Source organism: Megasphaera sp. AF13-6AC (assembly GCF_027685385.1).
Classification (GTDB): domain Bacteria; phylum Bacillota; class Negativicutes; order Veillonellales; family Megasphaeraceae; genus Megasphaera; species Megasphaera micronuciformis.
This window is the reverse complement of sequence record NZ_JAQCUN010000311.1, coordinates 1-644: the sequence shown is the minus strand read 5'-3', so window position 1 is coordinate 644 and position 644 is coordinate 1. Positions and strand designations below refer to the sequence as shown.

Sequence of the window (644 nt, the reverse complement as noted above, 5' to 3'; positions counted from 1 at the left end):
ACAACGGCCGTTACGGTATTGCTTCCAAAGAATTCTTGCCGGCAGACGTTATTGCCGTATTCGATAATCTGAAAGAAACTGAGCCGAAGACAGACTTTACGCTCAGCATTGTCGACGACGTAACCTTTAAATCCTTACCGCGTAAAGAAGAAGTTAACTTGGCGGCTAAAGGCTTGAAAGCTTGTAAGTTCTGGGGCTTCGGTTCTGACGGAACGGTCGGTGCAAATAAGAGTGCTATCAAGATCATCGGCGATAACACGGATATGTATGCACAAGCATACTTTGCTTACGATTCGAAGAAATCCGGCGGTGTAACCGTATCTCACTTACGCTTTGGCTCCAGTCCCATCAATATGCCTTATTTGGTAAACAGTGCCGACTTCATCGCTTGTCACAGACAGTCGTATGTATATAACTATGACTTGCTCAGAGGCATTAAAAAAGGCGGCACCTTCCTTCTCAATACGGTTTGGAAACCGGAAGAACTGGAAGAAAAATTACCGGCGGCTATGAAACGCTCTATCGCCAAAAACGAGGTTCAGTTCTATATCCTTGACGGTGTAGGCATTGCTCAGTCTATCGGTTTGGGCGGACGCATTAACATGATTATGCAGTCGGCGTTCTTCAAGTTGTCCGAGGTTATT

Annotated in this window: 1 protein-coding gene; it reads left to right on the top strand. The window is 45.7% G+C overall.

Annotated elements, in window-relative coordinates:
- A partial coding sequence (locus PGX78_RS09075) for a 2-oxoacid:acceptor oxidoreductase family protein (protein ID WP_270446637.1) occupies positions 1-644 on the top strand: 644 nt, incomplete at both ends.